Here is a 521-nt window from a genome sequence, read left to right on the forward strand (position 1 = left end):
GGCTGCACCTGGGGCTGGTACGCCTACGATGCCGCCCTGAACCTGATGTATTACGGCACCGGCAATCCCTCGACCTGGAATCCCGCCCAGCGCCCCGGCGACAACCGCTGGGCCCAGTCCATCGTCGCCCGCGATCCCGACGGCCGGCGTGTCGAGCCTCGACTACTTCGGCACCGTGCGCGGCCGCCTCGGCTACGCCTTCGACCGCACCCTCGTGTACGGCACCGGCGGCTTCGCCTACGGTTCGGGCGGTGGTCGCGAGTTCGACCTGAACAGCGGCAGCCGCGGCAGCTTCCAGACCGCCTGGGGCCACGGCCACGGGATCAAGTACGCGCTCCCCACGGACGCGTTCTTCAACTTCTGCCACTCCTCGGCCGTGACGTTCCAGGTCGCAGGCCTGTACGTTAAGCCCAACCATCACAACCGGAACTCCGCCGCGTACGGCGTCAACCAAGCCTGCACTCCCACTCTACTCAATAACCCGGTCGCCTCCCTCGCCCGCGTGGTCCGGTAGTTCCACC

Annotated in this window: 1 pseudogene; it reads left to right on the forward strand. The window is 67.9% G+C overall.

The features are described 5' to 3' along the window. Nucleotides 1-145 precede the first annotated feature (145 nt). Nucleotides 146-410: pseudogene (locus tag MKK49_RS06530) on the forward strand (porin family protein); the annotation flags it as partial. Nucleotides 411-521 lie beyond the last annotated feature (111 nt).

The organism is Methylobacterium sp. J-090, assembly GCF_022829345.1.
GTDB lineage: Bacteria > Pseudomonadota > Alphaproteobacteria > Rhizobiales > Beijerinckiaceae > Methylobacterium.